Annotated in this window: 22 protein-coding genes, 5 tRNA genes and 1 pseudogene; 11 read left to right on the top strand and 17 right to left on the bottom strand. The window is 22.2% G+C overall.

The genetic code is table 11. From position 1 onward, the window contains the following. Positions 1 to 335: 335 nt before the first annotated feature. Entirely contained in the window at positions 336 to 1,274 is a 939-nt protein-coding gene (miaA, locus tag BUCILAFE3058_RS01895) for a tRNA (adenosine(37)-N6)-dimethylallyltransferase MiaA (protein ID WP_154061708.1), read from the bottom strand. A gap of 177 nt (positions 1,275 to 1,451) precedes the next feature. Continuing rightward, positions 1,452 to 3,092, bottom strand: coding sequence for a glucose-6-phosphate isomerase (pgi, locus tag BUCILAFE3058_RS01900; protein WP_154061710.1), 1,641 nt, complete (start codon positions 3,090 to 3,092; stop codon positions 1,452 to 1,454). 164 nt (positions 3,093 to 3,256) lie between these two features. On the opposite strand from pgi, the gene orn reads away from it, so the two are divergent. Both orn and BUCILAFE3058_RS01910 read left to right on the top strand, forming a co-directional pair. Continuing rightward, complete coding sequence (gene orn / locus BUCILAFE3058_RS01905) at positions 3,257 to 3,802, top strand: oligoribonuclease (protein ID WP_154061712.1); 546 nt, start codon at positions 3,257 to 3,259, stop codon at positions 3,800 to 3,802. Between the two features lie 106 nt (positions 3,803 to 3,908). Then, positions 3,909 to 3,981: transfer RNA gene (locus BUCILAFE3058_RS01910), tRNA-Gly, on the top strand. Between the two features lie 150 nt (positions 3,982 to 4,131). Here the strand turns inward: BUCILAFE3058_RS01910 and rpmE are convergent. Beyond that, positions 4,132 to 4,341 (bottom strand): 50S ribosomal protein L31, encoded by a 210-nt coding sequence (rpmE, locus tag BUCILAFE3058_RS01915; RefSeq protein WP_154061714.1) that lies wholly within the window; start codon positions 4,339 to 4,341, stop codon positions 4,132 to 4,134. 249 nt (positions 4,342 to 4,590) lie between these two features. Here rpmE and hslV point away from each other — a divergent pair, with 249 nt between their 5' ends. Together hslV and hslU are read left to right on the top strand one after the other, a co-directional pair. After that, the gene (hslV, locus tag BUCILAFE3058_RS01920) at positions 4,591 to 5,121 is read left to right on the top strand and encodes an ATP-dependent protease subunit HslV (protein ID WP_154061716.1); all 531 of its coding nucleotides are present in this window, start codon (positions 4,591 to 4,593) and stop codon (positions 5,119 to 5,121) included. Between the two features lie 12 nt (positions 5,122 to 5,133). Continuing rightward, positions 5,134 to 6,471 (top strand): HslU--HslV peptidase ATPase subunit, encoded by a 1,338-nt coding sequence (gene hslU / locus BUCILAFE3058_RS01925; protein WP_154061718.1) that lies wholly within the window; start codon positions 5,134 to 5,136, stop codon positions 6,469 to 6,471. Between the two features lie 165 nt (positions 6,472 to 6,636). On the opposite strand, the gene zapB is transcribed toward hslU, so the two are convergent. Then, positions 6,637 to 6,879, bottom strand: a complete 243-nt coding sequence (zapB, locus tag BUCILAFE3058_RS01930) for a cell division protein ZapB (RefSeq protein WP_154061720.1) — start codon at positions 6,877 to 6,879, stop codon at positions 6,637 to 6,639. Positions 6,880 to 7,238: 359 nt separating this feature from the next. Here zapB and BUCILAFE3058_RS01935 point away from each other — a divergent pair, with 359 nt between their 5' ends. Next, positions 7,239 to 7,985 (top strand): ferredoxin--NADP reductase, encoded by a 747-nt coding sequence (locus BUCILAFE3058_RS01935; RefSeq protein WP_154061722.1) that lies wholly within the window; start codon positions 7,239 to 7,241, stop codon positions 7,983 to 7,985. A 149-nt stretch (positions 7,986 to 8,134) separates the two neighbouring features. On the opposite strand, the gene BUCILAFE3058_RS01940 is transcribed toward BUCILAFE3058_RS01935, so the two are convergent. Both BUCILAFE3058_RS01940 and dapF read right to left on the bottom strand, forming a co-directional pair. Continuing rightward, positions 8,135 to 9,031: a hypothetical protein gene (locus tag BUCILAFE3058_RS01940; protein WP_154061724.1), complete on the bottom strand. Its 897-nt coding sequence runs from the start codon at positions 9,029 to 9,031 to the stop codon at positions 8,135 to 8,137. A 476-nt stretch (positions 9,032 to 9,507) separates the two neighbouring features. Beyond that, a pseudogene (gene dapF / locus BUCILAFE3058_RS01945) lies at positions 9,508 to 10,355 on the bottom strand (diaminopimelate epimerase). 86 nt (positions 10,356 to 10,441) lie between these two features. Between dapF and cyaY the strand changes: the two are divergent. Continuing rightward, positions 10,442 to 10,780 (top strand): iron donor protein CyaY, encoded by a 339-nt coding sequence (cyaY, locus tag BUCILAFE3058_RS01950; RefSeq protein WP_154061731.1) that lies wholly within the window; start codon positions 10,442 to 10,444, stop codon positions 10,778 to 10,780. Positions 10,781 to 10,798: 18 nt separating this feature from the next. Here cyaY and BUCILAFE3058_RS01955 read toward each other — a convergent pair. The 9 genes from BUCILAFE3058_RS01955 to BUCILAFE3058_RS01995 all read right to left on the bottom strand — a co-directional run bounded on the left by BUCILAFE3058_RS01955 (position 10,799) and on the right by BUCILAFE3058_RS01995 (position 19,159). Then, positions 10,799 to 10,872 (bottom strand) — tRNA-Pro (locus tag BUCILAFE3058_RS01955). Positions 10,873 to 10,944: 72 nt separating this feature from the next. Beyond that, a tRNA-His gene (locus BUCILAFE3058_RS01960) sits at positions 10,945 to 11,017 on the bottom strand. A gap of 38 nt (positions 11,018 to 11,055) precedes the next feature. Further along, a tRNA-Arg gene (locus BUCILAFE3058_RS01965) sits at positions 11,056 to 11,130 on the bottom strand. A gap of 287 nt (positions 11,131 to 11,417) precedes the next feature. Next, complete coding sequence (gene rho / locus BUCILAFE3058_RS01970) at positions 11,418 to 12,680, bottom strand: transcription termination factor Rho (protein ID WP_154061733.1); 1,263 nt, start codon at positions 12,678 to 12,680, stop codon at positions 11,418 to 11,420. Between the two features lie 213 nt (positions 12,681 to 12,893). Continuing rightward, entirely contained in the window at positions 12,894 to 13,229 is a 336-nt protein-coding gene (gene trxA, locus BUCILAFE3058_RS01975) for a thioredoxin (RefSeq protein WP_154061735.1), read from the bottom strand. A gap of 141 nt (positions 13,230 to 13,370) precedes the next feature. Next, a complete protein-coding gene (locus tag BUCILAFE3058_RS01980) occupies positions 13,371 to 15,311 on the bottom strand; it encodes a UvrD-helicase domain-containing protein (RefSeq protein WP_232036989.1) in 1,941 nt (646 codons plus the stop codon). A 104-nt stretch (positions 15,312 to 15,415) separates the two neighbouring features. Beyond that, positions 15,416 to 16,897 carry a ketol-acid reductoisomerase gene (ilvC, locus tag BUCILAFE3058_RS01985; RefSeq protein WP_154061739.1) on the bottom strand — a complete coding sequence of 494 codons (1,482 nt, stop codon included), beginning with the start codon at positions 16,895 to 16,897 and terminating at the stop codon, positions 15,416 to 15,418. A gap of 113 nt (positions 16,898 to 17,010) precedes the next feature. Beyond that, a complete protein-coding gene (gene ilvD, locus BUCILAFE3058_RS01990) occupies positions 17,011 to 18,849 on the bottom strand; it encodes a dihydroxy-acid dehydratase (RefSeq protein ID WP_154061741.1) in 1,839 nt (612 codons plus the stop codon). Between the two features lie 236 nt (positions 18,850 to 19,085). Next, positions 19,086 to 19,159: transfer RNA gene (locus BUCILAFE3058_RS01995), tRNA-Trp, on the bottom strand. Between the two features lie 249 nt (positions 19,160 to 19,408). Here BUCILAFE3058_RS01995 and BUCILAFE3058_RS02000 point away from each other — a divergent pair. The 5 genes from BUCILAFE3058_RS02000 (at position 19,409) to fdx (ending at position 23,610) form a co-directional block, all read left to right on the top strand. Then, on the top strand, positions 19,409 to 20,617 hold the full coding sequence (locus BUCILAFE3058_RS02000; protein ID WP_154061743.1) for an IscS subfamily cysteine desulfurase: 1,209 nt from the start codon (positions 19,409 to 19,411) through the stop codon (positions 20,615 to 20,617). Between the two features lie 27 nt (positions 20,618 to 20,644). Further along, a complete protein-coding gene (gene iscU, locus BUCILAFE3058_RS02005) occupies positions 20,645 to 21,034 on the top strand; it encodes a Fe-S cluster assembly scaffold IscU (RefSeq protein WP_154061745.1) in 390 nt (129 codons plus the stop codon). 141 nt (positions 21,035 to 21,175) lie between these two features. Continuing rightward, positions 21,176 to 21,691, top strand: coding sequence for a Fe-S protein assembly co-chaperone HscB (gene hscB / locus BUCILAFE3058_RS02010; RefSeq protein WP_172598726.1), 516 nt, complete (start codon positions 21,176 to 21,178; stop codon positions 21,689 to 21,691). A gap of 91 nt (positions 21,692 to 21,782) precedes the next feature. After that, the gene (locus BUCILAFE3058_RS02015; RefSeq protein WP_232037000.1) at positions 21,783 to 23,180 is read left to right on the top strand and encodes an Hsp70 family protein; all 1,398 of its coding nucleotides are present in this window, start codon (positions 21,783 to 21,785) and stop codon (positions 23,178 to 23,180) included. 97 nt (positions 23,181 to 23,277) lie between these two features. Beyond that, the gene (gene fdx, locus BUCILAFE3058_RS02020) at positions 23,278 to 23,610 is read left to right on the top strand and encodes an ISC system 2Fe-2S type ferredoxin (protein ID WP_154061751.1); all 333 of its coding nucleotides are present in this window, start codon (positions 23,278 to 23,280) and stop codon (positions 23,608 to 23,610) included. Between the two features lie 24 nt (positions 23,611 to 23,634). Here the strand turns inward: fdx and der are convergent, their stop codons facing one another. Then, a complete protein-coding gene (der, locus tag BUCILAFE3058_RS02025) occupies positions 23,635 to 25,017 on the bottom strand; it encodes a ribosome biogenesis GTPase Der (protein WP_154061753.1) in 1,383 nt (460 codons plus the stop codon). Then, positions 25,014 to 25,517, bottom strand: coding sequence for a hypothetical protein (locus BUCILAFE3058_RS02030; RefSeq protein WP_154061755.1), 504 nt, complete (start codon positions 25,515 to 25,517; stop codon positions 25,014 to 25,016). Before BUCILAFE3058_RS02030 ends, der begins: the two co-directional genes overlap by 4 nt. Positions 25,518 to 25,620 lie beyond the last annotated feature (103 nt).

Genomic DNA, 25,620 nt, shown 5'->3' on the forward strand with positions numbered 1-25,620 from the left:
TATATATATAAAATTTAAAAATAAATTTTATATATAAAGCTTATATTTTTAAAATTTAAATAAAATATACTATATATTAACATAATTATATTTATGAAAAAAATAGTTTTAATAAAATTAAAAATAATTATTATAATAATTATCAATTACAATCCACAATATTTCATGAAATAAAATATTTTATAATATATAAAAATTAAATATATAAATATGTTATTTAAAAAATCAAAAAATTATATTTTTCATTGCAAAAAAATTATTATATATAATTATTATATAATAAAAAAATTATATATTTATATTTAATTATAGTGATTTAATTCAATAAAATTAATTTAAATTTTATTTTGTAATATTTTTTGAATACTTTGAATTAATAAATCTTTCTGATTATCATATATTAATGTAATATTTTTCCATTTATTTAACCAGGTCAATTGATGTTTAACTAATTGCAAAGTAGATTTAATTGTATTATCAATCATCTCTTGATATGAACATTTATTTTGTATATATAACCACATCTGCTTATAACCTATACTATTTATAGAGGGCAAAGAAAGATTTAAGTTTTTATTTTTATATAAATTACGTACTTCTTCTTCAAGCCCGCAATCTAACATATAATGAAATCTTCGTACTATTTTAGTATATAAAATGGTTTTATTGTAAGGAATCAAACCAAACTGAAATATTCGATATGGTAATTTTTTATGAACTGATTGAATTAATCGACTTCTCGGTTGACCGCCTGAAACAAAGAATATTTCAACAGCCCGTAAAACTCTTTGTATATCATTTATATGAATTTTTTTACTAGAAATTGGATCTATTGTTTTTAAAATATCAAATAATTTTGTTTTTTGTTCTAGACAAATATTTTTATATATATAATTTCTTATTAAAGAATTAGATGGAGGTAGGGAGGCAAATCCATTTAATAATATTTTAAAATAAAACATTGTGCCACCTACTAATAAAGGAATTTTTCCAGATTTTAAAATATTTTTTATTTCTTGAGTAGCATCCTTATAAAAATCTATAACAGAATAAATATTCTGAGGTTTTATAATATTAACTAATCGATAAAAATTTTTTTGTAAATCTTTTTCAATAGGTTTATCTGTTCCAATATCTAATCCTTGATATATTAATTTAGAATCTACACTCAGTAATTCTATTTTAGGAAATTTTTTTTTTATCTTTAGAGATAATTCACTTTTACCAATTGCGGTAGGACCCATTAAAAATAATACAACTGATTGATTATTCATTTTTAATTTTATCTTAGTTTATAATAAAAATATATTTATGCTTAAAATTTAAAACACTAATTGTTTTATATAATTATATAATAATATCGTTTATTAATAATTATATAATTATATATTTAATATAGTAAAATACTAATCAATTTATTTAAAAAAATAATTTTTATTATTAATTAAAAATTAAATTTTATTCCATTTTTTATATAACTGTATTAATCCTTTTGTAGAACCATCATATTTATTATTAGTATTATTATTAAAAAAATCATTAAATATATTATTTGCTCCTAATTTTCCTAACTCTACACCCCATTGATCAAAACTAAATATATTTAATATAACTCCTTGTACAAATATTTTATGTTCATATAAAGCTATTAAAGCACCTAGAGAATAAGGGGTAATTTTTTTTAACATAATAGAATTACTTGGTTTATTACCTGGACAATACTTATGTGAAATTTTATTTTCATTTGCAATACCATTCAATATTATTTTTGAATTAATATCAATATTATCACCAAAAGCTAAAGATTGAGTTTGTGCTAAAAAATTTGATAATAATTTTTTATGATGAGAACCAATAGGATTATGGCTAATAACAGGCACTATAAAATCACATGGTACTAATACTGTTCCCTGATGTAGTAATTGAAAAAAAGAATGTTGACTATTAGTACCGGAAGAACCCCATATAATCGGACTAGTTTTCCAAGAAATTAAATTACCATTACGATCTATTGATTTTCCATTAGATTCCATATAACTTTGTTGTAAATATGCAGGAAATGCATGCATATATGAATCATAAGGAAATATAGCTTCAGTTTCTACATTAAAAAAATTTGTATACCAAATACTAATTAAAGCTAAAATAACAGGAATATTATATGGTAATTCTTGATATAAAAAATGTTGATCCATCATATATGATCCGTATAGTAATGATTCAAAATTTTTAAATCCAATAGATAAAACAATAGATAGACCGGAAGCAGACCATAAAGAATAACGACCGCCTACCCATTTCCAAAATTTAAAAATATTCTGATAACAAATACCAAAATTTAAAGCTGCAGTAACATTTTCACATAATGCAAAAAAATGTATAGAAAGATACTCTTTATATTTTGTATGTAAAAGACACCAATTTTTTAAATAAGTAGCATTACTAAGGGTTTCCATTGTAGTAAATGATTTAGAGGCAATAAGAAAAATTGTAGTTTCTAAATTAACTTTTTTTAATATTTCTGTAACTTCAGTTCCATCAATATTAGAAATATAATGAATATTTAGATGATTTTTATAAAATTTTAAAGACTCAGTAACCATATAAGGGCCTAAATGTGAGCCACCAATTCCCACATTAACAACATCAGATATATTTTTACCAGTATATCCTTTCCAATTACCATCAATAATAGAATCAGAAAAAATTTTTATTTTTTTTAATTCTTTTTTAATCATAATTGAAACATTGGTATTATCAATAATAATATTATTATTCAATTGATTACGTAATGCTGTATGTAAAACTGATCTATTTTCTGTTTTATTTATTTTATAACCTAAAAACATATTTTTTATAGCATGACTTAAATCACACTCTTGAGCAAGCATAAGTAATAATCGCAAAGTTTCACGATTTATACGATTTTTAGAAAAATCTACAAAAATTTCATCTTCAAAAAAAAGGGAATAATCAGAAAACCTATTTTGATCTGTATTAAAAAAATCTTTTATATGAACATCTTTAATATCAATAAAATGATTTTTTAACTGTTGCCAAGTAAATGTTTGAGTTGGATTAATATTTTTCATATAATCTCTTAGATCATTAAAATTATTTTTCAAATAATATTATATTATTAATATAATATATATTATATATTAAAATAGTAAATATTATGAATCTATTAATATAAATTATTAATTAATATATTAATTAATAAATCACCTATACAAATTATAAAATATACACAAAAATGAAAAAAAAAAATGAAAGATTAATTTGGATTGATTTAGAAATGACTGGATTAAATCCTAGAATTCACAAAATAATTGAAATTTCTACTATAATTACAGATAAATATTTAAACATTATTGAAATAGGACCAAATATTATTATTTTTCAAAATCAATACGATTTAAAAAAAATGAGTCATGAAACATTCAATATACATCAAAATAACGGATTAATTAAGAATGTAAAAATTAGTCAAGAAAACGAAAATAGCGCAGAAGAAAAAACTTTATTATTTTTAAAAACACAAATTAAAAAAAAAATATCTCCTATGTGTGGAAACAGTATATCTACTGATAGAAATTTTTTATCCAATTATATGCCAAAACTAGAATCATATTTTCATTATAGAAATTTAGATGTTAGCTCAATCAATGAATTAGTAAAAAGATGGATGCCAAATATATCAAACAAAATAAAAAAAAAAAATGAACATCGTGCGCAAAAAGATTTAATTGAATCAATACAAGAATTGATGATATATAGAAAAAAAATATTTTTTATATAAAATATTTTCATTAAAAATTAATTAATTATTATATCATTACTATATTAGTTAAATAACTCTTGCAAAAAAAAATAATCTTTATATAATTAAAAGATAATAATATATCGCGGGAATAGCTCAGTTGGTAGAGCACAACCTTGCCAAGGTTGCGGTCGCGAGTTCAAATCTCGTTTCCCGCTCAAAATTATTAATAAAATAATAAAAATAAATAAAAACAATTTGTTTATTTTAATAATAAAAAAAATTAATATTTATTAATTAATATTTATAAAAATATCCAAATTTTATTTTTAAATATTATATATTTTTAAAAAATACAATTCTTTGCTTTAAATTTCAGATAAATTAAAACGTTTCTGAAATCTTTGTATTCGTCCTTTAGTGTTCATATTCCTTTGTTTACCTGTATAAAATGGATGACATTGTGAACATACATCAAGCAACATATCATGATTTATAGTAGAAAAAACTGGAATTTTATATCCACATGAACAAATCGCAAAAATTTGTTTATATTTTGGATGAACATTTTTTTTCATTACATATTCTCAAAGTAAAATGGGGTATTCTAACGCCCGGCTTAGCATTTTATTTAAAATAAATCTTAATTTGTACTATTAATATAATTAAATTCTTATAAATATTAATCATTATCAATAATACATATATTATATGTATTATTTTTTAAAATCAATATTTAATTGCGTAAAATACGTATATAAAAATTATATCAAAAATTTAAAAAATATTATATATATAATTATATACCATGAGAGATAATTCTATTTATGACTACAATATTAAGTGTTCGTGTACAAGGAAAAGTAGTAATTGGTGGAGATGGACAAGCTACTTTTGGGCATACTATTATGAAAAGTAATGTAAAAAAAGTCCGTTCTATTTATAAAGATCAAGTAATCGCAGGATTTGCTGGAGGAACAGCTGATGCCTTTACATTATTTGAATTATTTGAAAAAAAACTAGAAAAATATCAAGGACAATTACAAAGATCTGCGATTGAATTAGCTAAAGATTGGAGAACAAATCGATTATTAAGAAAATTAGAAGCTTTATTAGCGGTAGCTGATAAAAAAAACTCTCTTATTATTACTGGTACGGGAGATGTGATACAACCAGAAAATGATATTATCGCAATTGGATCAGGAGGTCCGTTTGCGCAAGCAGCAGCTTATGCATTAATTAATAATACTAATTTACAAGCATCTACAATAGTAAAAAAAGCATTAAAAATTGCAGCAAATATTTGTATATACACTAATCAATCATTCACAATACATGAGATATCTTCAGAAAAATAAAAGGAAACATATATGTCAGATATGACTCCTCGAAAAATTGTACAAGAACTTAACAAACATATAATTGGACAAGAAAACGCTAAACGTGCTGTTGCTATAGCGTTAAGAAATCGTTGGAGAAGAATGCAATTAAATTCAGAATTACGCAACGAGATAACTCCTAAAAATATTTTAATGATTGGCCCTACTGGAATTGGAAAAACAGAAATTGCACGCCGGTTAGCTAAATTAGCTAACGCTCCTTTTATTAAAGTAGAAGCAACAAAATTTACCGAAGTAGGTTATGTAGGAAAAGAAGTAGATTCTATAATTCGTGATTTAACAGAATTAGCAATTAAAATGATTCGCACACAAAACATAGAAAAAAATAAAAAATATGCAAAAAAACGTGCAGAGGAAAGAATTTTAAAAATATTAATACCAACACCCAATGATAAAAAATGGGAAAATAATGATTCAATAGAAAAACCAAAAAATACAATTAAAATTTTTAAAAAAAAATTACGTGACGGAACACTTGATAATAAAGAAATTGAAATACAAATAACTACTACACCTCTCGGAATAGAAATTATGTCTCCTCCAGGAATGGAAGAATTAACAAATCAATTACAATCGTTATTTCAAAATTTGGGAGGAAAAAAAAAAAAATTACGTAAACTTAAAATCAAAGATGCAATGAAATTAATTACTGAAGAAGAAGCAGCTAAACTAATAAATTTAGAAGAATTAAAAACACAAGCAATACACTCAGTAGAACAAAACAGTATTGTATTTATCGATGAAATTGATAAAATTTGCAAACATCATTCTTCTGCATCAAATTCTGATGTATCTCGAGAAGGAGTACAAAGAGATCTATTGCCTCTAATTGAAGGATGTACTGTATCTACAAAACATGGCTCAGTTAAAACAGATCATATCTTATTTATAGCATCTGGAGCATTTCAAACATCCACTCCTTCTGATTTAATTCCTGAATTACAAGGAAGGTTACCTATACGAGTAGAACTAAATGCATTGACAATAGATGACTTTGAAAGAATTTTAACTGAACCAAATACATCAATTACCACTCAATATACATCCTTAATAAAAACTGAGGGAGTAGATATTATTTTTACAAAAAAAGGAATTCGTAAGATAGCTGAAGCAGCATGGCAAATCAATGAATCTATGGAGAATATCGGAGCCCGAAGATTATATACAGTATTAGAAAAATTAATGGAAGATATCTCATTTCACTCTAATGAAAAATATGGTCAAAAAATTTATATTGATGAAAATTATGTAAGTCTACATCTAGATAAACTAATAGAAAATCAAGATTTAAGTCGATTTATTTTATAAAAAATATTAAATATTATTGTTAAAAATTATTTTTATTAAATTAATTGCCTATCTTTAAAATAACTGCTCGTGATAGGCAATTATTTAATAAATTAAATCATAATAACAAATATATCAATTTAATTTCATTTTTAAAAAATTAAATATTTATAAAATGAAAATTAATTACTCTAAATTATTAATTTGTTCTAATAAAGATTTTATTTTACGTTTCCATTTCATTCTTTCTTCTTGTATCAAAATATTTTTTTCTTCTATACGTTCTTTTAAAGAATAAATATTTTTTAATTTTTCTTTTAAACTTTGATTTTTCAATTTTAAATTATTTATTTCTAATTTTAATAATGAAATATAATCTACAGATTTTTGTACTTTTATTTCTAAATCAGAAAATACCTCTAAAACCATAACAGTACCATTTAAATATAAAACATTTATTAATGCAATGTAAGAATATCGACAATATATACATTGCTATAAAATACTGATATATAAAAATATATCTCCAAATTAGAGATAATTATCTTATTAAGATATTTATATTTATAAAAATAAATATATTAATAATTAAATACCATTAATAATAATTTTTTTTAATAAATTTTAAAAATTATTTAATATAAATAAAAAATAATTGGTAAAATAAAAATAATATTATTTTAATAAAATTCATTAAAAAAAGCAATTTATATTTTATATAACTATAAATTTAATCTTATTAAATATTAAGATAATTTTCATAACAATATTATTAGGAATATTATTATATGAATAAATGGTTAAAAATACATTTAATAGAATTAAAAAAATGGAAAAATAATTTATTTACATTAGTTATACAAGCTCCTATTAATTCATTTATTGCTGGTCAATTTACAAAATTATCATACATAAATTCAAAAAAACAAAGAATACAAAGAGCTTATTCATTCATAAATCCACCAAATAATAAAAATTTAGAATTTTATATTTTATTAATTCAAAAAGGAAAATTAACACCACAATTATATGATATATATAATCATGATATTTTTATTGCAAAAAATTCGTTTGGTTTTTTTACTATAGAAGAATTACCGAGTAAAGAAAATATTTGGATGATTGCAACTGGAACAGCATTAGGCCCTTACTGTTCTATTTTACAATATGAAAATGTTTTAAAAAAATTTAATAAAATAATTTTAATATATGCAGTAAAATACAGTGTAGATTTAAATTATTTAAGTTTATTTAAAAAAATAAAAAAAATATATAAGGATAAAATTATTATCAAAATAATATTAAGTCAAGAAAAAAATAAAAAATATTTACATGGACGAATACCCGATTTAATTAATTCAGGAAAATTAGAAAAATCTATTCATGAACCATTGAACGCAGATACATCACATGTAATGTTATGTGGAAATCCTAATATGATTCAAGATACACAAAAAATATTATTTTCATTAAAAAATATGAAAAAACATTTTCGAAGAAATCCAGGACACATTACTAGTGAAAATTATTGGTAATATTATTATATTATTCATTATATATAATATATGAAATATAATTTTTCTTCGGAATTGATTCCCGTAAACACAGGAATCAATTCCAAATACATGCAATAAATATATAAATCAATTCTTTTTAATAAAAAATAAAATAATAATACAATTAATTATTGCACAAAAAATGAATATCTTACTTCTGGATTAGAATCTTTACTAATAATCATAGCAGCACGAACACCATATTGATTAATTTCATCAATATTATCAGAATAAGAAGATTGTAAATCTGCTGTTTTAGTAACTGCAACTTTATACACACCCGGACTAATTTCATCAATTTCATATGCAAAACGTACATTATCAGATGCTCGATATTCAACTTCTGGGTAACGATAAGACAAATTATTCCATGCGGCATCGAGTATTTCAGGATGCAAATAAGTAGAAATTAATTGTTGTGATTCATAATCAGTAATAGAAGTCTGAAATATATTCATTATATCTGGAGCTTGATTAGAAGGAATTTTTTTTCCATTCAAAAAAACAGTTTTATTATCTATATTACTCAAAAATTTTTGCGCTAATTGACCAGTTTTAGTTAATTTTTTAAATGATTGTTGTAATTTTTTTGAAAACAGAGCAGTTTTATTTGAAAAATTAACAGAATGCAATATATTCCAATTTATATGAGATTTATTAAAAACTTCCAAAAAGAAATCTTTAACAAGATCATGTGTTGAATTACATTGTGATATATTATAAAAATCAGATTCACTCATTGAATTATTACAATATTCTTCCGTAGATACAGTATCAATAGTATTAAAAGATTTTTCATTATCTTTCAATTCACAAGAAGAATTTTCATTAGAATATATAAAATTTTCTTGATCATCTTTACTTTTTGGAACAATATGCGCTATATATTCTTGATTAGCATTATTAATAATTGCAACATCAACATTTTTTAAATTTTTATTATTTAATACACTGCTATTATCAAATTTTTTTATAATTTCTGAGTTAAGATGTATATTAGATCTTATTGAAGAAACTGATGACATAATATTTCTGTCCTTTTATATTTATTAAATACAACATATCAATAAAATTAATTTATAAAATGTTTTTTAAAATCAAAAAATCACAAAAAAATAAATTAAAATACATTAAATTTTTGTTATAAAAACAATAGTATATTTATTATATATTTAAATATATTTTTAACAATTAAAATTATTAAAAATATTTTTTATATATTTAATTTTTAATCATAAATATGATTTATAAATGTTTATATGAAAAATCATTTTATTAAAAATAAATATATATTTATTTATTTAAAAGTTAATATTTAGATATTAATTTTTAAATCTAATCTTATATTTCTTATATACTGCACAACGTAAAAAAAGTCAAATAATAAATTCATTATTTACATAAAAATATTTTATATAAAGAATTAAATTATATTTAATATATAGAAATTTGTATATAAAAATTAAAAATTAATAAATATATATAAAAATATATTCAAAAATTAATAACAAATAGTTCCGTCATATACATGTTGTGCTTCTCCTGACATATATAACTTATGCCCTGGTAATCCAAACCAATCAATTTTTAAATAACCTTGTTGTAAAATAACAGTAACATGATGAGATAGTTTTTTACTTCGTATACCTACCGCAACAGCCGCACATGCTCCACTACCACAAGCTTGTGTCTCTCCAACATGACGCTCATATACACGAAGTAAAATTTTTTTTTTAGATAATATTTGCATAAATCCCACATTAACACCTTCAGGAAATAAAATATGTTGCGATAATTTTAAACCTATTTCATTAACTTGAACTTTTTTAATATCACTAACTTGAATAATACAGTGAGGATTTCCCATAGAAACAACACTAAATATATATTTTTTTTTATTAATAAATAAAGAATAATTTAATTGCGTAGTAGTATGAATAAATGGAATATATTTAGGAATAAAAACCGGTTCTCCCATATCTACTTTAAAAATATTATCATTAATATGTTCTAAAAACAAATACCTATTTTTTGTACTAACACAAACTATTTTTTTATTGATTTTTTTTTTAATAAATAAATAATATGCAATACACCTAGCACCATTTCCACATTGTTCAACTTCCAAACCATTAGAATTAAAAATTCTATAATGAAAATCAGCTTTTTGACAATTTGATCTTTGAAGTATTAACAATTGATCAAAACCAATACCTAAATATCTATGTGACCATTGACATATTAATTGTGAAGAAAAAAAAAATTATTATTGATCGAGTCAATTAAAATAAAATCATTCCCTAAACCATGCATCTTAGAAAACAAAACGATATTTTTTTTTAAAAACATATTAATTATTCCTCATATAAAAAATAGATGTTATAATCAAAATTATTAAATAAATTATTTAAAAATATTTTTATATTAGGTTAAATATGCGTGATTTATTATTTTTTAAAAGATTTAAAAAAACATTATTAATGATAGAAAAAATTATAAATCAAAATGATGAAAAAATAGATATAGATTATTTTTTATCAAATAATATGATGACTATCATATTTAAAAACAAAAAAAAAGTAATTATTACTTCTCAAGTATATTTACATCAATTATGGATAGCTACCTCTATTCAAGGATATCATCTAATATATGATAATTATACCTGGACATGTATACGTACAAAAAAAAATATTAAAAATATTTTAAAAAAAGAATTTTTTATACAAACTAATTGTACAATAGATTTTATCTTATTAAAAATAATAAAATAAAAAATTATGTATTTATTATCGGCGAAAGAGGATTTGAACCTCTGACCCACTGGTCCCAAACCAGTTGCGCTACCAAGCTGCGCTATTCGCCGATATAATCGAATAAAAAATTTATCATTAATTTTTTTATTCATAAAAATTAATTAATAATATAAATATATATAGGTGGTCAATGGGATTTGAACCCATGACCGCTGGAATCACAATCCAGAGCTCTACCAACTAAGCTATGACCACCAAAAAATAAATATAATATCTCTTTATACTTTCTAAATTGCGTCCGACAGGATTTGAACCTGAGACCTTTACTTTCGGAAAGTAATGCTCTATCCATATTGAGCTACGGACGCAAAAAATTTTTAATATTAATGATATTAAATAATATAATCATATATTATTAAAAATAATTTAACTACCTAACAAATATTATATATATACTAGTTAAAAAAATCTAGTACTTTATTTTACTATTCGGTAAAATATTTAAATTAAACTAAAAAATATTTTTATTTATATATTTTAAATAAATATAATATTTATATGTAAGTAAATATTATATTAATAATAATATCATAAAATAATAATTTATTTAATTTTTATAAATTATAATTAAAAACATTTTTATTAATAAAGTATATTATTTTGATCTTTTCATCATATCAAAAAATTCATCATTAGTTTTAGTCATAGATAATTTATTAATTAAAAATTCCATAGCATCTATTTCGCTCATAGGATGAATGATTTTACGCAAAATCCACATTTTTTGTAGTTCTTCAGGAATAGTTAATAATTCTTCTCTACGAGTGCCTGATCTATTATAGTCAATAGCCGGAAAAACACGTTTTTCTGCTATTTTTCTGGATAAAGGTAATTCCATATTACCAGTGCCTTTAAATTCTTCATAAATTACTTCATCCATTTTAGATCCAGTGTCAATTAATGCAGTAGCTATAATTGTTAAACTACCACCTTCTTTAACATTACGTGCCGCTCCAAAAAACCTTTTAGGTCTATGTAATGCATTTGCATCAACACCACCCGTTAATACTTTTCCAGATGCTGGTACTACAGTGTTATATGCTCTAGCTAACCTAGTAATAGAATCTAATAATATTATTACATCTTTTTTATGTTCAACTAATCTTTTTGCTCTTTCAATCACCATCTCTGCTACTTGAACATGTCTAGAAGCAGGTTCATCAAAAGTGGATGCCACTACTTCCCCTTTAACTAATCTTTGCATTTCAGTAACTTCTTCTGGCCGTTCATCAATCAATAAAACCATTAATACACAATCTGGATGATTATACGCAATACTTTGTGCGATATTTTGCAATAATATGGTTTTACCTGCTTTTGGCGGAGCTACTATTAAACCTCTTTGTCCACGACCTATTGGAGAAGATAAATCTAATACTCTAGCAGTTAAATCTTCTTTAGAACCATTACCACGTTCCATTTTTAATCTAGAATTAGCATGTAGAGGTGTTAAATTTTCAAATAAAATTTTACTACGCGCATTCTCTGGTTTATCATAATTTACAGTATTTACTTTTAACAAGGCAAAATAACGTTCTCCTTCTTTAGGAGGTCTAATCTTTCCTGAAATTGTATCTCCAGTTCTTAAATTAAAACGACGAATCTGACTAGGTGATACATAAATATCATCAGGACCAGCTAAATAAGAGCTATCTGATGACCGTAAAAAACCAAAACCATCTTGTAAAATTTCTAAAACACCGTCTCCAAATATATCTTCGCCACTTTTTGAATGTTGTTTTAATATAGAAAAAATAATATCTTGTTTACGCATTCGAGCTAAATTTTCAAGACCTATTTGTTTACCTAAAATAATAAGTTTTGATACCGATGTATTTTTTAATTTGGTGAGATTCATAATAGTGAATATATCAATCCATTTTAGAGAAAACTATAAAATATATTTATATATAAAAAATAAATAATATATATATATATATATATATTATCGTGGATGTAAATCAATTATTTTAAATAAAAAAAATACATATATACTTAATTTTAAATAAAAAAAACTATTATATTTATTACATTTAATGCAATAAATATAAAAAATAATAATCAAGAATTTTTAAAGTAATATTTTACTATCTAAAAAATTTTTTAATTCTATTTTTGATGTAACTCCTATTTTTGTTCCTATAATTTTGCTTTTATTAAATAATAATAAAGTTGGAATTCCTCGAATAGAATATTTAATCGGTATTTTTTTATTCACATCAATATTAACTTTTCCAACAAGAATTTTTTTATAATATTCTTGAGCAATATCTTCTAAAATTGGTGATAAAATTTTACATGGTCCGCACCAATCTGCCCAAAAGTCTACTAATACATATTTTTTTGAAATAAATACTATTTCTTCAAAATTTTGATCTGTTAATTCAATAATTTTAGTTATTTTCATAAAAACCTTAATATATTTTATTTTATATTTTAATTAATATTGTAATATCATATATAATATTTAATTTAAAATTAAATTTTTATCTATGTTATAATTTATATACAATTTATATAATAAATATAAATTTTATTAATATTTTGATTAAATATTACATTTAATCCAATGCATTGCTTGTTGTGGTAATTCAAATAAAAATCGACTTGGTTTCAAAGGAGCTAATACACCAAATTTTCTTTTATTCTTACAAAAACTAAGAAAAAGCTGTTTTTTTGCTCGAGTAATTCCTACATACATTAAACGACGTTCTTCAGTAATATTATCATCTATAATGCTTTTTTGATGTGGTAACGTACCTTCTTCCACCCCAATAATACATACAACAGAAAACTCTAATCCTTTTGATGCATGTATAGTCATTAAATGTAATTTATTAGATTTTTGATTAGTATTATGTTGTGTGAGATTTTCAAAATCACCACACGCAAATCGTATTAATACATCTTCTAATTTTATCGGAAAGTTACCATTTTGACCTAATAATATCGTGCGTAACCACTTAGAAAAAAATATTATATCTTGTATACGTTTTTCTGAAATATTATTATTATTATGATAACTTGTAATCCATGAAAAATAATCTATATCTTTAATAATGTTATTTAAAATTTTTTCTGGTTTGTTTAATAAATCTATTGATAATTTTAAAATCCATAATACAAAATGATTTAATTTTAATGAAATATTTTTATTTATTTTTTTAATTATACGAGCATCCGTACTTGCTTCAAATAAACTAATTTGATTACGCATAGCAAATTTTTTTAATTTATCTAAAGTGATCAATCCTATTCTTCGATTTGGAGTATTGATGATACGTAAAAATGCTAAATCATCTTTATGATTCACAATTAATCGCAAATATGCTAATAAATCTTTAATTTCTAATAAATCAAAAAAAGATCGCCCAGAATAAATATGATATGGAATATTTTGACATATTAATTCTGCTTCTACTACTTGTACTTGATAATTACTACGGTATAAAATAGCATAATCATAATATTTATTATTATTAATATTTTTATGAAATTGAATATAATTAATTATTTGTTTAGCTTCTTGTATTTCATTTATTGACATAAAAATATAAATTTTACTTCCATAATCCAAATTAGAAAATAATTTTTTATTAAAAAAATTTTCGTTATTAGATATTAATATATTAGCGGCATGTAATATACAACCAGAAGAACGATAATTTTGTTCCATTTTAATAATGTTTAAAGTAGGAAAATCACATTTTAATAAATAAAAAATTTTTTGTCGAGCTCCTCTCCATGAATAAATAGACTGATCATTATCACCAACTACTGTAAAATTATTATTATCACCGCATAATAATTTAATTAATTCATATTGACTAATATTAATATCTTGATACTCATCTACTAATAAATATTGAATTTTTTTTTGCCATCTTAATCTTATAGAAATATTATTTTTCAATAACACGGTAGGCAAAAAAATTAAATCATTAAAATCTAATATATTGTGTTGCTTAAGAAAAAAATCGTATTTTTCATAAAAAAAAATACATTCTTCTTCTAAAGAAGAATTGATATATTGATATGCTAGTTTAGGATTTAATAATCGATTTTTCCAAACGGAAATCTGATAAAGTAACTGTTTTAAAAAAAAAATATTATTATTTTTATTAATATTTATAAAACTTTTTAATAAACGTAATTGTTCATTTTCATCAAATAACGTAAAATTTTTTTTTAAACCTAATAAACGATATTCACTTCGAATGATTTTTAAACCTAAAGCATGAAATGTAGAAATAGTTATATCATGTATTTGTTGAATAGTTAATTTATTAAATAAACGTAATTCAATTTCTTTAGCTGCTTTATTAGTAAATGTCACTGCAAAAATTTTTTTAGGATCATATTGATAAATTGTAATCAATGTTATAACTTTATTAATTATAACACTAGTTTTTCCTGATCCTGCTCCTGCTAAAATTAAACACGGTTTATCAATAATATGAATAGCTTTTTTTTGAACTGTATTTAACATCATAAATATATTATCATAAAATAAGATTTTAAATTAATCTACTTCATTAAAAAAAATAAATTATATATAATTTATATATATTGAATACTATAAAATTAATTATTTTAATTACTTGAAAATTTTGTTGATTTCATAATTTTCATATATAAACGTAAATGTTCTCCGATTTTTTCAATAGCATGGTTACTAATAGAATGGTTAACATACATTAATTTTTTATTACTAATAAAATCATCTCTAATAGATTCTCCTAAATCACTAGTACGAATAGTTTTAATAAAATTATTTAAAATAGGAATAGCTTTTTCGGAAAATAAATGACTACCATATTCTGCAGTATCAGAAATAATTAAATTCATTTCATATAATCTTTTTCTGGCAATGGTATTAGTAATTAACGGTAATTCATGTAATGACTCGTAATATGCAGAAGAAGGTGTAATACCTGTTTCTATCATAGTTTCAAAAGATAATTCAACACCTGCTTTTAACATAGCAACCATTAAAGTACATTTATCAAAATATTCATGATCTAATATTTTTCTACCTGAATATAAACTAGCATTTTCAAAAGAAGATTTTTGTAATTTGTTTCTCCATTTTTTTAACTGTATATCTCCTTTTTTCCAGTCAGACATCATTTTTTTTGAAAAATTACCAGAAATAATATTATCCATATGTAAACAAAATAATGGTTTTAATATATTTTTTAATTCTACTGACAAATCATAAGCACGAATTTTTGCTGAACTAGATAAACGATCAAATAATAATTTAATTCCTCCTTCTTTCATACATTCAGCTAATTTTTCCCAACCAAATTGTAATAATGTAGCAGAGTAATCTGTATTATATCCTTTACTAATTAAATGTTGGTAACAAACTAACGAACAAGCTTGCAACATACCACATAAAATAGTCTGTTCTCCCATAAGATCAGATTTAACTTCTGCAATAAAAGAAGATCGTAATACTCCAGCTTTATGTGAGCCTAAACCAAAAGCCCATGATTTTGCAATATTTAAACCATTTGATTGTAAATCATTTTCCTGATGTACAGCAATTAAAGTAGGTACACCAAATCCTTTTAAAAACTCTTGTCGTACTTCAGTACCTGGGCATTTTGGCGCCACCATGATTACTGTAATATCTGAACGAATTTTTTCTCCTTCCTCAACAATATTAAATCCATGAGAGTAACCTAAGGTAGAATTCTTCTTCATTAACATTTGTAATTTTTTTACTACTTTAGCATGTTGTTTATCTGGAGTTAAATTAATAACTAAATCAGCATGAGGAATTAATTTTTCATATGTATCTACACAAAATTTTTGTTGAATTGCATTATTCCATGAATTAGATTTGTTAATTATAGACTTTTCTTTTAACGCAAATGAAACATTAAAACCAGAATCTCTTAAATTCAATCCTTGATTTAATCCTTGAGCGCCACATCCAACAATAACAATATTTTTATTCTTTAATATTTTTTTAGAATTTAAAAATTCTGATTGATTCATCAAAAAACCAGTATTTAAATTTATTAATTGTTCTCTAAACGAGAGAGAATTAAAAAAATTTTTCATGTATTAACTCCGTTTTTATTTAAAAATAGAAAATTACAGTAAGAATAAGTATGAGTTTTGTAAAATTAAGTCATTAATTAATAAATTTTATATAAAAATTTATTAAATAAATATTATCTTATATTACGTACTGCGCCAGTATCTGCACTAGTGGCAAACATACTATATATTTTTAAAGAATCAGAAATATTACGTAAACGATTTTTCGGTGTATACGCTTTTATACCCCTACTTTCTTCTTTTAACTTACGACATAATAATTCTTTTTTTGAAACATTCAATATAATACTACGTTTTAAAATATCAATACCAATAATATCTCCATTATATACTAAAGCAATCAATCCTTTACTCGCAGCTTCAGGAGAAATATGTCCAATAGAAATACCTGAAGTGCCACCAGAAAATCGTCCATCAGTAATTAAGGCACATTTTTTGTCCAATTCCATAGATTTTAAATATGTAGTAGGGTATAACATTTCTTGCATACCAGGTCCACCACATGGTCCCTCGTATCGAATAACTATTACATCACCTGGATTAATTTTTTTATGTAAAATATCATATACAGCATCTTCTTGACTTTCATATACTTTAGCTGGACCAATAAATGTCATATTGTTTTTATCAATAGCAGCAGTTTTTATGATACTACCAAATTTTGCTAAATTACCAGTTAATATAGCTAATCCTCCATCTTGGTTATATGCATATTTTTGTGAACGAATACAACCTTTTTTACGATCTAAATCTAATGTAGACCAGCGAAATGATTGTGAAAAAGGTACAATAGTTTTTTTTCCTTTAGGTCCTGATGAATAAAAATTACGTGCATTTTTATTATCAATATTTAATATATCATATTTACTAATTGTTTCGCCTAAAGTAAGTCCTAATATATTAAATACTGAGGTATCTAATAAATTAATTTTATTTAATTCAGATAAAATACCAATTACACCTCCAGCACGATGTAAATCTTCCATATGATATTTTGAAGTACTGGGAGACAGTTTACATAAATGAGGCACTTTTCTAGATAAATAATCAATATCCTTCATAGTAAAATTAACTTTAGATTCATGAGCCATAGCTAATAAATGTAATACCGTATTAGTAGATCCGCCCATAGCAATATCTAAAATCATAGCATTTTTTAGTGTAACATTTGTAACGAGATTTCTAGGTAATACTTGAATATTATTATTGATATAATAATCTTTGGTATTTTTTACAATAATTTCACCAACTTTTAAAAAAAGTTTTTTTCTATCAATATGAGTAGCTAATACAGTTCCATTTCCAGGTAACGATAAACCAATAGCTTCAGTTAAACAATTCATAGAATTAGCGGTAAACATACCTGAACAAGAACCACACGTTGGGCAAGCTGAATGTTCAATATCAGATAATATATTTGATGAAGTATTTGGATTAGCTCCATGAGCTATAGCATCTACTAAATCAATTTTAATAATTTTATCATCAAATATAATTTTTCCTGATTCCATAGGACCACCAGAAACAAAAACAGTTGGAATATTTAATCGTAATGCAGCCAACAACATTCCAGGTGTAATTTTATCACAATTAGAAATACATACCATAGAATCTACACAATGCGCATTAATCATATATTCAATAGAATCCGCTATTAATTCTCGAGAAGGTAAAGAATACAACATTCCAGAATGTCCCATAGCAATCCCATCATCAATAGCAATGGTATTAAACTCCTTAGCAATTCCTCCAAACTTAATAATTTGTTGAGATACTAATTTACCTAATTCACGTAAATGTATATGCCCAGGTACAAATTCAGTAAATGAGTTAACTACAGCAATAATTGGTTTACCAAAATCTTTATCCTGAACACCGGTAGCACGCCATAAAGCTCTTGCTCCAGCCATATTTTTACCGTTAATAGTTGTAGATGAACGATATATTGGCATTGAAATAAACTCGTTTATATAAAATTTAAAAATAAATAATATTGCTATATAATACATATATTTTAAATATGATATATTTATATATCAATATAAATGATTGTCAATTCATAAAAATTATTAAAAATTTTTATATTTAAAATAGATAATTGTTGGTAAGATGTATAAAAAAATTAAAAAATAATTAATATTAATTTTTATATTTTTAAAGATAATCAATAGTTAATGTACAAATTAAACAGGGGTGGAGGGAATTGAACCCCCAACTTTCGGTTTTGGAGACCGATGCTCTACCATATTGAACTACACCCCTAAATATATTTAAATTAATATATGTATAAATATATAATTTATAATTATTATACATGAGAGACAAAAAAAACACAACTATACGAGATTTCCATAAATTTTATAAAAATTAACTTATAAATAAATAATTCATATTTTAAAAATATGAATTATTTATTTTCTTTATAAAAAAGAATAAATATAATAAACTTTAAGAATGATTAAAAAATATTTAATATAATATATCAATATTTATTACAAGGATTTTATAAAAATGAAATTTCCTATTTATTTAGATTACGCTGCTACTACACCTATAGATCCTAAAGTAAAAAAAATTATGAATAAATATTATTCTATAAATGATATCTTTGGAAATGCAGCATCTAGATCTCACAAATTTGGGTGGGAAGCAGAAGAATCTGTAGATATCGCAAGAAATGAAATAGCTAAATTAATAAATTCTGATGCTAGAGAAATTATTTTTACTTCTGGCGCTACCGAATCAAATAATTTGGCAATTAAAGGAATATATGAATTTCATAAAAATAAAAAAAATCATATCATTACTAGTCAAATAGAACACAAATCAGTATTAGATTGCTGTCGATATTTAGAATATAAAGGATGCAGTGTGACATATCTAAAGCCAAATAAATATGGTGTTATTGATATGTCAAAAATAAAAAAATCTATTACTAAATACACATTATTAATTTCAATTATGCATGTAAATAACGAAATTGGATCTATTCAAAATATTAAAAAAATAAGTCATTTTTGTAGACAAAAAAAAATTTTTTTTCATGTAGATGCTACACAAAGTATTGGAAAAATAAAAATAGATATAAAAAAAATACCAATAGACCTATTATCGTTTTCTGCTCATAAAATATATGGACCAAAAGGAATTGGAGCATTATATATATGTCTTAAACCACGAATTCGATTATCACCCCAAATACACGGTGGTGGACATGAACGAGGATTTCGTTCCGGAACATTACCCGTTCATCAAATTGTTGGATTTGGAAAAGCATGTCGGATATTAAGAAAAAAAATGCAAGATGATATTTCACATACTAAATATTTACGTAATATACTATGGAATGGTTTATGTGATATTGAAGAGATTTATTTAAATAGTCACTTTGATTATGTAGTCAGTAATATTATTAACATCAGTTTTAATTATATTGAAGGCGAATCATTATTAATGGCTTTAAAAAACTTAGCTGTATCTTCTGGATCTGCATGTACATCAGCAAGTTTAGAACCATCATATGTATTACGCGCTATAGGTGTAAAAGATGAATTAGCACATAGTTCTATTAGATTTTCTATTGGACGGTTTACCACATTAAAAGATATTAAATATGCTATAATAGCAATTAAAAATGCAATTAAAAAATTAAGAAAACTCTCTCCCCTTTGGGAAATGTTTCAATCTGGTGTTAAAATGGATCAAATTATTTGGAATTAATACTTTTATATAGGAAAATTTTAAATTATGGCTTACAGCAAAAAAGTATTAGATCATTATGAAAATCCAAGAAATGTTGGATCATTTTCAGAAAAAGAAAAAAATGTAGGTACTAGTTTAGTAGGAGCTCCTGCTTGTGGTGATGTAATGAAATTACAAATAAAAGTAAATAATAAAAACATTATAGAAGATGCTTGTTTTAAAACTTACGGATGTGGTTCTGCTATTGCTTCTAGTTCATTAATGACGGAATGGATTAAAGGAAAAACATTACAAGAAGCAAATAAAATCAAGAATACAGATATAGCAAAAGAATTAGATTTACCCCCTGTAAAAATCCACTGTTCAATTTTAGCAGAAGATGCAATTAAAGGAGCAATTGCTAATTATACTCAAAAATATAAAGAAAAAAAATAAAATTTATTTATTAAATATATTGGTGCTGAAATTAAATGTAATTTATTCAGCACTACTAAAAATAAAAATAAATATAATTATATTAACAATATATTATTTATAATTATTTTTTATAAATAAAAACAATTTTATAGGTTCATGATGAATTATTTTAATTTATTTCAACTACCAGAAAAATTTAATATTGATAAAAATAAATTAGTCAATACATTTTATACATTACAAAAAAAATATCATCCAGATAATTGTAATAATAAAAATCTAAATGAAACAGAAAAATTATTAAAATCTATTCAAATTAATAAAGGATTTAAGATTTTAAAAAATAAATTTACTAGAGCAAGTCACTTATTAGAAATAAATAAAAAAAAAGATAATATAAAAAAAAAATATATTTTTAATAAAAAAGATATATTAATGAAAAAATTTAAATTATATGAAAAAATACAAAAAATAAAAAATAAATCAAATTCATATGATGAAATTTACATTTTTATAAAAAATATAAAAATTAAATTAAAATTATATTTTTCAGAATTTGAAACAGCAATCGAAAAAAAAAAAATTAATTTCGCACATCAGATATTTTACCATATATCTTTTATTTATAAAATATTAAGAAAAGCTCAAAATTTAAAAAATAATTTAACTAAATAAATAAAGAGAAAAATATGAAAAAAAAAAAATAATTATAGGTATTGATTTCGGAACGACATACTGTTTAGTATCTACTATAAAAAATAAAAAAATAAAGATTATTGATGCATTTAATAAAAAAAAATTTTTTCCAACAATTATACATTTTAAAAAAAAAAAAAATATTATTGGATGGAAAGCTCAAAAATTCTTAAAAAAAGATACAAAAAATACAGTTACATCAATAAAAAGATTTATTGGAATATCTTATGCTGAATTAAATAAAAAAAAATTAAATATTTTAAACGATATTTCAAAAAGTTCAAAAAAAGAATTAATTTTTAAAACTGACATAGGAAAAATACCTGTTTCTTTAATTATTCAGGAAATTTTTAAATATATTAAAAGTAAAATAGAAAAAAAATTAAAAAAAAATATTTATGGAGCCGTAATTACAGTTCCAGCATATTTTAATAATCTACAAAAAAATATTGTAAGAAAATCTGCGCAAATAAGTCAGTTAAAAGTATTACGATTATTAAATGAACCAACTGCAGCCGCTATTGCATATGGATTAGAAAAAAAAAGAAAAGGTTTAATATGTATATATGATTTAGGAGGAGGAACATTTGATGTATCTATATTAAGAATTTCAAAAGGAATTTTTGAAGTACTCTCTACAGAAGGAAATAATAAACTAGGTGGAGATGATTTTGATTATTTACTAGCTCATTTTTTATATTCTAAATTAAAAAATAAACCACAATTAAATCATAACTTATTTAAAAAGTTGCTTATAATTGCAGAAAAAGTTAAAATTCAATTAAGCAAAAAATCAATAATTACAATTAAATTATTCGATAATAAAATAAATTGTTCAGTTTTAGAATTAAATACATTAATTTATCCATATGTTAAAAAAACATTAAAAATTTTAAATTCTGCATTAAAAAATTCCGGTGTAAAAATATCTAATATTGATGATATAATTTTAGTAGGAGGTTCTACATATATTCCATTAATTCGTCGAAAAATTTACTGTTTATTTAAAAAAGAACCATTAATTTCGATTAATCCAATAGAAGCAGTAGCTCAAGGAGCCGGATTACATGCAAATTCTTTATATTATAGAAAAAAAAAATTAAATAAATCTATATTATTATTAGATATAATACCAATTTCTATAGGAATTGAATTATTGGGAGGTTTAATGGAAAAAATGATCAAAAAAAATACAAAAATTCCTACTGAAGTTATTAAAATATTTACTACATTTAAAGATTATCAAACAGGATTTTGTATAAATATTTTTCAAGGAGAAGATAAATATGTAAAAAATTGTAAATTATTAAAAAAATTCAAAATTCAGGGATTACCATCAAAACCAGCTGGTCAAATAAAAATTATTACTATATTTCGTATAAATGTAGATGGACAATTATCTATAATAATTCAAGAAAAAGTATCTAACACTAACTATTCTGTAAAAATAGATCCATTATATTTATAAGAATAATTCTATTAAATAAAACTAATTTTATTGATAAAAATATTTTTTATATTTTAAAAATTTATTTTTATAAAATAAAAATTTTTGGAAATACATTATGCCAAATATAATATTCTATCCACAAAAATTTATATTACCTCATGGTTTAACTGTAAAAGGAAAAACAGGAGAAACTATTCTTGATATAGCATTATATAATAAAATAAACATGGAACATGCGTGTGAAAAATCATGTGCTTGTTGTACATGTCATTGTATTATTAGAAAAGGATTTTTATCTTTATCTCCTTGCCAAGAAAAAGAAGAAGATTTATTAGATAAAGCATGGGGTTTAGAAAAATATAGTCGTTTAGGATGTCAAGCACGTTTAGGAAAAAAAGATATTGAAGTAGAAATTCCTTTATATCATGTAAATCATGTAAATGAATAAAAAAATATAAAAATAATATTATTATCAATAATTTGTATTATTATTTTTACTAATATACGGATTAATATTATTTTTAAAATAAATTTGAATGGGTGTATTCGGGATATGTAATGCTTGTTGTAAAAAATGCATTAAATATTTTTTATATGTTAATGATATATATTGTGTTCTTGTACCATGAATAATAATTAATATAGGATTTTTATTAACGCAATGTGCATATTTTAAACGTATTATTTTTCCTGTTGCACCCATTGATAATGGATGTTGCATAACAGCTTGATTTACTATTTTAGTCAAATAAGATGAACTAAAAGTACTTAGCGATTCTTTATAAATAATTTTAATTTGTTTTAAAATTTTTTTAAAACCTATTTTATATAAAGCAGATATAGTAATAATAGCAACATTTTTAATAAATCTTAAACGGTTATAAATAATACTTTTGATGATTTTTTTTTTATCTAATGCAATTAAATCCCATTTATTTAATAAAATAAAAAAAGGACAACCAAAATTTATAATTTTATTGATAATCGATAAATCTTGAGCACAAACACCTATATATGCATCAATTACAATTACAATAATATGATTAAATTTAATTATATTAAAAGATTTTTTTATAGATATATATTCTAAAAAAGAATGTTGTTTATTTTTTTTTATTATACCAGCTGTATCAGTTAATACATATTCAATATTATTAATAGTTAAAGATTCTGTAATAGAATCTCGTGTAGTACCAGGTATAGAGCTAGTAATTATTCGATTATAATTAAGTAATTTATTTATTATAGTAGATTTGCCAACATTAGTTTTTCCAATAAAACAAATTTTTATTTTTATATTATTTTTTTTCTTAATCAATGGAATATTATTTAATTTACTAAAATTTAATTTTTTCCAAAAAAGATGTATTTTCTTTAAAAATTTATTAATTCCAATACGATGAAGTACAGATATTTTACATATATTTTTAATACCAAAATTATAAAAATCAATTATTTTATCATTTAAATTAGTTCGATCAATTTTATTTATTAGTAAAATAAAAGGTTTATTTGATTTTCTTATTTTTTTTAAAATAAAATAATCTAATTTAGTGATTCCGATATATGCATCAACAATAAAAATTATAAAATTTGATTTTTGTATTGCTATTTTCGTTTTTTTATATGATTCTGTTTGAATAATGTTTTTTTTTTCTTCTTTTCTAAAAAAAGAAATACCTGCTGTATCAGCAATACAAAATTGATTATTTTTTATTAAAAAATATCCATAATTTATATCACGGGTAGTTTGATGAGATTTACTTATCAATGAATTTTTAGATTTAGTTAATAAATTAAATAAACTAGATTTTCCAACATTTGATTGACCTATTAAAGCAATAATAGGTATCATTCTGAAATTCTCTTTTTATAAAAGAGATAATTTTTATTTTTTTTAAATAATTTTTTCCATGATTTATTTTTTATGGAATTAACTATTTTTGTAGCACAAGAAAATTTTTTTTGCTTAATATATAATTTCATTAAATTAAATTTTACTAGAAAAAACAAATTTTCTTCTAATTTTGGTGATATCAATTTTTTCAATACTGAAATAGATTGTTTATATTCTTTTTTTAAAAAAAGATGATGAGATAAATTAATATTAACTAATATAGTATATATATTAGGTGTTCCATTTAAAAAAGTAATTTTATTTTTAACGGTATTATTTTTTTTATTTTTAAAATTATCAATTGTTTTTTTAAATTCTTTAATAGAAATATGTTCATATTTATAATTTTTATTAATTATAATAGCACAAACTGATAATGATAATAAAAAAAATAATAATATTAAATATATATATTTATTTAAAAATATTTTAATATTTGTAAGTATTTTGTTTTTCATTTTTATTAAATTCAATAATTCATATTTTTTTTGTTTAATTGATAAATTTTAAGAATAATAACATAATTTTTTTTAAAATTCAATATATATTTTTATATATATA

Source organism: Buchnera aphidicola (Cinara laricifoliae) (assembly GCF_900698945.1).
GTDB classification, from domain to species: Bacteria; Pseudomonadota; Gammaproteobacteria; order Enterobacterales; family Enterobacteriaceae; genus Buchnera_F; species Buchnera_F aphidicola_AC.